Here is a 7,709-nt window from a genome sequence, read left to right on the forward strand (position 1 = left end):
GGGCGGTTGGCTTTGGCGAATCTTCGTCTAGGCTGACGGGATAACGAACAAGAACAGCAGGAAACTGCATGCGCAACGGCATTAGAGCTTTCGTCCGGGTCGTGGACGCATTCAACCTGAGGGTTGGGCGTTTCGCCATGTACCTGATCTTCGCCATGCTGGCGGTGCTGCTGTATTCCTCGATCAGCAAGAGCTTCTTCACGCCGTCGATCTGGACCCTGGAAAGCGCCCAGTTTCTCATGGTCGCCTACTTCCTGCTCGGCGGCGCCTACTCGATGCAGCTCGACGCCCATGTGCGCATGGACCTGGCCTACAGCCGCTGGTCGCCGCGCACCCGCGCCGTGGTCGATGCCATCACCGTGTTCATGCTGATCTTCTATCTGGTGATGCTTCTGATCGGCGGCATCTCCTCCACCGAATACGCCATCGAATACAAGGAGACCAGCTATTCGGCCTGGTCGCCCTACATGGCGCCGATCAAGATCGTCATGTGCTTCGGCATAGCGCTGATGCTGCTGCAGGCCATCGCCACCTTCTTCAAGGATTTCTACGCCGCCCGTGGGGAGACGCTGTGATGAGCTACGAGCTGATCGCGTTGCTGATGTTCTCCTCGATGATGTTGCTGTTGCTTACCGGCAAGCGGGTGTTCGGTGCCATCGGTTTCGTCGCGGCCGCCGCGGCCCTGCTGCTATGGGGCGACGGCGGTTCGGAGATGGCCTTCAGCGCGGCGATGAAACTGATGAAGTGGTACCCGCTGCTGACCCTGCCGATGTTCGTGTTCATGGGCTACATGCTCTCCGAATCGGGCATCGCCGAAGACCTGTACAAGATGTTCCACGTGTGGATGGGGCCGCTGCCAGGCGGGCTGGCCATCGGCACCATCTTCCTGATGGTGGCGATCTCGGCGATGAACGGCCTGAGCGTGGCGGGCATGGCCATTGGCGCCAGCATCGCCTTGCCCGAACTGCTCAGGCGTGGCTACGACAAGATCATGATTACCGGGGTGATCCAGGCCGGCAGCTCGCTGGGGATTCTGATTCCGCCCAGTGTGGTGCTGGTGCTCTACGGCATGATCGCGCGCCAGCCGGTGGGCCAGCTGTGGCTGGCCGGGGCAATTCCGGGCCTGATGATGGCCGGCATGTTCATGCTCTACATCGCCATCCGCTGCCGCCTGCAACCGCAGCTCGGCCCGGCGCTGTCTGCGGCCGAGCGCGAGCAGATCAGTCTGCAGGAGAAGCTGCGCCTGCTCAGCGCCGGGCTGGTGCCGGTGTTCATCTTCCTGTCGATGACCGGCCTGTTCCTGATGGGTTACACCAGCCTGGTGGAAAGCTCGGCAGTCGGCGCAGCGGCGGCGACCCTGGCGGCGCTGTTCAAGCGGCGACTGACCGGCAAGGTGATGGAGGAGACGCTGCGCAAGACGCTCGCCATCAGCTGCATGTTCATGTGGATCATCCTTGCGGCGCTGTGCTTCGGCGCCGTATTCGACGGCCTCGGCGCGGTCAGGGCCATCGAGAACTTTTTTGTCGACAGCCTGCACCTGGGGCCCTGGCAGATTCTGATCATCATGCAGCTGTCGTTCATCCTGATGGGCATGTTCCTCGATGACACCGCCATGCTGGTGATCGTCGCGCCGCTGTACATCCCGCTGGTCGGCGCCCTGGGCTTCGATCTGGTCTGGTACGGCGTGCTCTACACCATCACCTGCCAGATCGCCTACATGACGCCGCCGTTCGGCTACAACCTGTTCCTCATGCGGGCGATGGCACCGCCCGAAGTGACCCTGCGCGACATCTACGTCTCGGTCATCCCCTTCGTCATCATCATGGCCCTGGCGCTGACCCTGGTCATGGTCTTCCCGCAGCTGGCGCTGTGGTTGCCGCAACTGCATTACGGCGGTTGATTCACGGAAATCGGCGCGCCTGGCGCGCCAACAGTCGAGCCGGCACCCGCCGGACACTGGCAAGGCCGCCGCGGTGCACGCGGCGGCAATGAGCGGTTGTATTGCATCTGCATCGACACTATTGGAGAGACCAGCATGAGTACGAGACGCGATTTCCTGAAAACCGCCGCGGTCGGCACCGCCGCCCTCGGCTCGGCGCATATCTACGCCGCCGAGCCGAAGAAGATCACCTGGCGCCTGCAGACCTACGCCGGTGCGGCGCTGGCCGAGCACGTGATCAAACCCTCGATCGACGCCTTCAACAAGGCGGCCAATGGCCAGATGGAGATCAAGCTGTACTTTGCCGACCAGCTGGTGCCCACTGGCGAGCTGTTTCGCGCCATGCAGCGCGGCACCATCGACGCGGTGCAGAGCGACGACGATTCGATTGCCGCGCCGGTGGATGTCTCGGTATTCGGCGGCTACTTCCCCTTCGCCACCCGCTACAGCCTCGACGTGCCGGTACTGTTCGAGCAGTACGGCCTCAACGAAATCTGGGCCGAGGCCTATGGCGAGGTCAAGGGCGTGACCTGGCTTGGCGCCGGCGCCTGGGACCCTTGCCACTTCGCCACTGTCGAGCCGATCAGAAAGCTCGATGACCTCAAGGGCAAGCGCATCTTCACCTTCCCTACCGCCGGCAAGTTCCTTTCGCGCTTCGGCGTGATCCCGGTGACCCTGCCCTGGGAAGACGTCGAGGTGGCGATCCAGACCGGCGAGCTGGACGGCATCGCCTGGTCCGGCATCACCGAGGACTACACCGTCGGCTGGGCCAACGTCACCAAGTACTTCCTGACCAATAACATCTCCGGCGCCTGGTGCGGCTCCTACTTCGCCAACTCGGACAAATGGGCGGAGGTGCCCGAGCATCTCAAGACCCTGTTCAAGCTGTGCATGGACAGTTCCAACTACTACCGCCAGCACTGGTATTGGGGTGGCGAGGCGCAGTTGCGCGTCGAGGGCGGCAAGCTGGAACTGACCTCGATCCCTGCCGAAGAATGGGCCACGGTGGAGGCCGAAGCGCAGAAGTTCTGGGACGAAATCGCCAAGACCAGCCCGCGCTGCGCCAAGGTGGTGGACATCTTCAAGAAGTACAACGCGCTGATGGCCAAGGCCGGGGCGCCTTATCGCGGTTGATGTCATTGAATAAGCCAGAGCGCCCGTACCGAGCGGTATGGGCGCGGTTCTATCCAGCTCGGCATCGCGCCAGGCAGATTTTTCCCTGCGTTCGCCTGCCATCCCGGCAATCCTGTACCACACTCTATGAGCCTGAAACGGACGCTATACCAAGCGTCGTGCTGCGCTCGTGCATTGTCGGCCTTGCCTGGCCGATCATCGATGCCCAGCCCTGAGCTTGACCCGCTTGCCATAACAACAAGACACAGGGGTTAGCATGTTCAAACCAAGGGATGTAAAGACCCTGGGCGATGCGCGGCGCATCGTCGAGGAGCGTGGCCTGAGCCACGTGAAGGTCGGTCTGTTCGACAACGATGGGGTGATGCGCGGCAAGTACATGAGCCGCAGCAAGTTCTTCTCGGCCCTGGAGCACGGCTTCGCCTTCTGCGACGTGGTGCTCGGCTGGGATGTGAAGGATCAGCTCTACGACAACACCCAGTACACCGGCTGGCACAGCGGCTATCCGGACGCACCGGTACGCATCCTGCCGCACAGCTGCCGCGAGATTCCCTTCGAGAACGGCATGCTCCTGTTTCTTGCCGAGTTCGACCAGCAGGCCGAGGCGGTGTGTCCGCGCGGTACGTTGCGCCGGGTGATCCAGCGCTGCCAGGACATGGGCTTCGAGCCCTATGCGGCGCTGGAGTACGAATTCTTCATGTTCGATGAAACCCCGGACTCGGCGCGGGCCAAGGGTTTTCGCGACCTCAAACCGTTCACCCCGGACTGGTTCGGCTACTCGATGATTCGTAATTCGGTGCATGCCGAGCTCTACCACCAGATACTGGCTATGGGTGAAGAGATGGATTTCCCCATCGAAGGCCTGCACACCGAGACCGGGCCAGGGGTGCTCGAGGCAGCGATTGCCGTCGATCGCGCCGAGGCGGCGGCGGACAAGGGCGCGCTGTTCAAGACCTTCATGAAGGTACTGGCCCAGCGCAACGGGCTGATGGCCACCTTCATGGCCAAGTGGTCGGGCAAGTATCCGGGGCAGAGCGGGCACATCCATGTGTCGCTGCGTGACCGCAAGACGGACAAGTCGGCGTTCTACGACCCCGATCAGGCGCACAACATGAGCAAGCTGCAGCGACATTTCCTCGCCGGCCAGCAGCGCCTGATGCCGGAGTTCCTGTGCATGGTGGCGCCGACCCTGAACAGCTACCGGCGCCTGATTCCTGGTTTCTGGGCGCCTACCGATGCGACCTGGGGCGTGGAGAACCGCACCGCAGCGCTGCGCGTGATCCCCGGCAGTGACAAGTCGCAGCGCCAGGAATATCGCCTTGGCGCCGCCGACGGCAACCCGTTCCTGGCGTTGTCGGTGGCCATCGGCTCGGGCCTGTACGGGATCATGCAGGAGTGGGAGCCGACCGACCCGGTCAGCGGCAACGCCTATGCGGTCAAGCATCCCGAGGAGCTGGCGCTGCCCCGCACGCTGTGGGACGCCGCGCAGCGCCTGAAGGGCTCGCAGGCTGCGCGCGAGCTGTTCGGCGATGCCTTCGTCGAGCACTTCGCCGCCAGCCGGGAATGGGAGGAGCGCGAATACCGCCGCCACGTCAGCGACTGGGAGCTGGATCGCTACTTCGAAATCATCTGATTCCACCGACCGTAGCCCGGATGCAATCCGGGGCGGTTTCGTCGAGTGTCCCCCGGATTGCATCCGGGCTACGAAGGCAAGATTCGCGGAGCACCTTATGAGCAAGCTGCAATGCATTTCCCCCATCGATGGCTCGGTCTACGTCGAGTGTCATCTGGCCTCCAATCCCGAGGTACTGGTGGCGCTAGCCAAGGCCGAGCTGGCGCAGCAGGCCTGGAAGCAGACGCCGCTGCGTGAACGCATCGCCATCGGCCGGCGCGCCATCGAAGCCTTCGCTGCCCGTGAGGCGCAGCTGGCCGAGGAGCTGTGCTGGATGATGGGACGGCCGATTCGCTACGCCGCCGGTGAGATACGCGGCTTCGTCGAACGTGCCAGCCATATGGCGGATATCGCCGAGGGCTCGCTGGCCGATATCCGCCTGCCGGACAAGGCCGGTTTCACCCGCTTCATTCGCCGTGAGCCACTCGGCCTGGCGCTGATCATCGCGCCCTGGAACTACCCCTATCTGACTGCCGTCAACGCGGTGATGCCGGCCCTGCTGGCGGGCAATGTGGTATTGCTCAAGCATTCGGCGCAGACACCGTTGTGCGCCGAACGCATGGTGGAGGCCTTCGCCGAGGCCGGCCTGCCCGAAGGCGTATTCCAGTACCTGCACCTGAGCCATGGCGAGACCGAGGCCTTGATTCGTTCGCCGAGCATCGACCATGTCGCCTTCACCGGTTCGGTGCCAGGGGGCGCGATGGTCGAGCGTGCGGCGGCCGGACGTTTCATCAGCGTCGGGCTGGAGCTGGGCGGCAAGGACCCGGCCTACGTCCGCGCCGATGCCGATCTTCAGCATGCGGTGGAAACCGCCATCGAGGGTGCCTTTTTCAACTCCGGGCAATCCTGCTGCGGTATCGAGCGCATCTACGTGCACGCGTCGCTGTACGACGAATTCGTCGAGCGTGCCGTGGCGCTGGTGCGCCAGTACAAACTGGGGCGTTCGGACGATCCTGAAACCACCCTGGGCCCCGTGGTGCGCAGCGATGCCGCCGACTTCGTCCGTGCTCAGATCGCTGAGGCGGTCGAGCAGGGCGCCAAGGCGCATATCGACCCGGCCGAATTCCCCCTGGATGCGCCGGGCACGCCCTACCTGGCGCCGCAGGTGCTGACCAACGTCAGCCATGAAATGCGCGTGATGACCGAGGAATCCTTCGGCCCCGTGGTGGGCATTCAGAAGGTTGCCAGCGACGAGGAAGCGCTGGCGCTGATGAACGACAGCGAGTTTGGCCTGACCGCGGCGATCTTCAGCCGTGATGTAAATGCCGCCATGGCCCTGGCTGATCGGGTTGAGGCCGGCACAGTGTTCCTCAACCGCTGCGACTACCTAGATCCCGGCCTGGCCTGGACCGGCGTGAAGCACTCGGGACGCGGCTGCACCTTGTCGCGGGTTGGCTACGAGCAGCTGACCCGGCCGAAATCCTTCCACTTCAAGACTCAGTTGTGAGGTCGCGCCATGATTCTCGATCAGTACCGCATGAACTGGAATTACCCCACCTCGATGCGCGTCGGTATCGGCCGTGTCAGCGAGCTGGCCGAGGCCTGCCGCCAACTAGGTATGCGTGCGCCGCTGCTGTGTACCGACCCCGGCCTGGCTTCGTTACCGATGATCGACGCGGCACTGCGCCAGTGCCGCGATGCCGGGCTGAATGCCGGGCTGTTCTCGGCCATCAAGGGCAACCCCACCGGCGCCAACGTGACCGATGGTGTCGCCGCATTCAAGGCGGGCGGGCATGACGGCGTGATTGCCTTCGGTGGCGGCTCGGCGCTGGACGCCGGCAAGGCCATCGCCCTGATGGTGGGGCAGGATCGACCACTTTGGGATTTCGAGGATATCGGCGACAACGCCAGCCGGGTCAATGTCGCCGGCATGGCGCCGGTGGTGGCGGTGCCGACCACGGCCGGCACCGGCTCGGAAGTCGGTCGCGCCTCGGTGATCACCGACGACGCGGCGCATGTCAAACGCATCATCTTCCACGCGCGGATGCTGCCTGCGCTGGTGATCCTCGACCCGGAACTGACCGTCGGCCTGCCGGCGAAGATCACTGCTGCCACCGGTATGGACGCGCTGTCGCACAGCCTGGAGGCGTTCTGCTCGCCGTTGTTTCACCCCATGGCCGAGGGCATCGCCCTGGAAGGCATGCGCCTGGTGCAGCAGTACCTGCCGCGTGCGGTCGCCCAGGGTGCGGATGTCGAGGCGCGGCTGCAGATGCTGGTGGCCTCGAGCATGGGCGCTACCGCTTTTCAGCGCGGCCTCGGTGCGATGCACGCGCTGGCGCACCCGCTGGGTGCGCTGTACGACGCCCACCACGGCCTGCTCAATGCGGTGCTGATGCCCTACGTGCTGGTGGCTAACCGTGGCGCCATCGAGCCGCAGATGGAAAAGATGGCGCGCTACCTGGCGCTGCCTGGCAGCGGCTTCAATGCGGTGCTCGATTGGGTGCTGGCGCTGCGCAGCGAGGTGGGCATCCCCCATAGCCTGAGCGAGATTGGCATCGACGATGCGCGCATCGAGCAGGTCGGGCGTATGGCCGAAGTGGACCCGTCAGCCGGCACCAACCCCATCGCCTTCAGCGCTATGCAGTACAGCGCATTGCTCGAAGAAGCGCTACGCGGGATGCTGTAGCCCGGATGCAATCCGGGGACATTTGGCCTGCTGCCCCGGATTGCATCCGGCCTACGGGGCGGGCGTTTACTGCCCGGCGGCGTCCAGCTGTTCTTGCAGACGCTGCTGGGCCTGCTGGTTGACCTGCTCAATCTGCTGCTTGAGCTGCGCCATCTGCTGCTGTTTCTGCGCCGCGTCCTGTGCCTGCAGGGTGGCGGTGGTAGCCGTTTCCGGACCGCCACAGGCAGCGAGCAGCAAAGGGCTGAACAACAGGGCGAGGCGGATCGGGCGCATGGTGACTCCAAGGGGCAAAAGCGTTACGGGATAGGCGGTTAGCCCCCTCTCCCATTTATGGGAGAGGG

7 protein-coding genes are annotated in these 7,709 nt (G+C 64.1%); 6 read left to right on the forward strand and 1 reads right to left on the reverse strand.

Annotated features, from left to right (window positions below; genetic code table 11):
• The first annotated feature begins 68 nt into the window (after positions 1-68).
• The 6 genes from B2U07_RS18500 to B2U07_RS18525 all read left to right on the forward strand — a co-directional run bounded on the left by B2U07_RS18500 (position 69) and on the right by B2U07_RS18525 (position 7,368).
• A complete protein-coding gene (locus B2U07_RS18500) occupies positions 69-575 on the forward strand; it encodes a TRAP transporter small permease subunit (protein ID WP_275545375.1) in 507 nt (168 codons plus the stop codon).
• Positions 575-1,900 (forward strand): TRAP transporter large permease subunit, encoded by a 1,326-nt coding sequence (locus B2U07_RS18505; protein WP_275545374.1) that lies wholly within the window; start codon positions 575-577, stop codon positions 1,898-1,900. The genes B2U07_RS18500 and B2U07_RS18505 overlap by 1 nt, the downstream gene beginning before the upstream one ends.
• 135 nt (positions 1,901-2,035) lie before the next feature.
• Positions 2,036-3,073, forward strand: coding sequence for a TRAP transporter substrate-binding protein (locus B2U07_RS18510; RefSeq protein ID WP_197857091.1), 1,038 nt, complete (start codon positions 2,036-2,038; stop codon positions 3,071-3,073).
• Positions 3,074-3,329: 256 nt separating this feature from the next.
• Entirely contained in the window at positions 3,330-4,703 is a 1,374-nt protein-coding gene (locus B2U07_RS18515; RefSeq protein ID WP_275545373.1) for a glutamine synthetase family protein, read from the forward strand.
• Positions 4,704-4,800: 97 nt separating this feature from the next.
• Positions 4,801-6,189 carry an aldehyde dehydrogenase family protein gene (locus B2U07_RS18520; RefSeq protein WP_275545372.1) on the forward strand — a complete coding sequence of 463 codons (1,389 nt, stop codon included), beginning with the start codon at positions 4,801-4,803 and terminating at the stop codon, positions 6,187-6,189.
• A gap of 9 nt (positions 6,190-6,198) precedes the next feature.
• Positions 6,199-7,368 carry an iron-containing alcohol dehydrogenase gene (locus tag B2U07_RS18525; RefSeq protein WP_275545371.1) on the forward strand — a complete coding sequence of 390 codons (1,170 nt, stop codon included), beginning with the start codon at positions 6,199-6,201 and terminating at the stop codon, positions 7,366-7,368.
• Between the two features lie 66 nt (positions 7,369-7,434).
• Here B2U07_RS18525 and B2U07_RS18530 read toward each other — a convergent pair whose 3' ends face one another.
• The gene (locus tag B2U07_RS18530) at positions 7,435-7,641 is read right to left on the reverse strand and encodes a hypothetical protein (protein WP_275545370.1); all 207 of its coding nucleotides are present in this window, start codon (positions 7,639-7,641) and stop codon (positions 7,435-7,437) included.
• Positions 7,642-7,709: the final 68 nt, after the last annotated feature.

It is taken from the genome of Pseudomonas sp. UBA7530 (genome assembly GCF_002479365.1).
In the GTDB taxonomy this organism is placed as follows: domain Bacteria; phylum Pseudomonadota; class Gammaproteobacteria; order Pseudomonadales; family Pseudomonadaceae; genus Aquipseudomonas.

What these genes read in the sequence shown, in the direction of transcription:
- B2U07_RS18505 (WP_275545374.1), top strand. Translation starts at nt 575, where the DNA reads ATGAGCTACGAGCTGATCGCGTTGCTGATGTTCTCCTCGATGATGTTG.
- B2U07_RS18525 (WP_275545371.1), top strand. Translation starts at nt 6,199, where the DNA reads ATGATTCTCGATCAGTACCGCATGAACTGGAATTACCCCACCTCGATG.
- B2U07_RS18530 (WP_275545370.1), bottom strand. Translation starts at nt 7,641, where the DNA reads ATGCGCCCGATCCGCCTCGCCCTGTTGTTCAGCCCTTTGCTGCTCGCT.
- B2U07_RS18520 (WP_275545372.1), top strand. Translation starts at nt 4,801, where the DNA reads ATGAGCAAGCTGCAATGCATTTCCCCCATCGATGGCTCGGTCTACGTC.
- B2U07_RS18500 (WP_275545375.1), top strand. Translation starts at nt 69, where the DNA reads ATGCGCAACGGCATTAGAGCTTTCGTCCGGGTCGTGGACGCATTCAAC.
- B2U07_RS18515 (WP_275545373.1), top strand. Translation starts at nt 3,330, where the DNA reads ATGTTCAAACCAAGGGATGTAAAGACCCTGGGCGATGCGCGGCGCATC.
- B2U07_RS18510 (WP_197857091.1), top strand. Translation starts at nt 2,036, where the DNA reads ATGAGTACGAGACGCGATTTCCTGAAAACCGCCGCGGTCGGCACCGCC.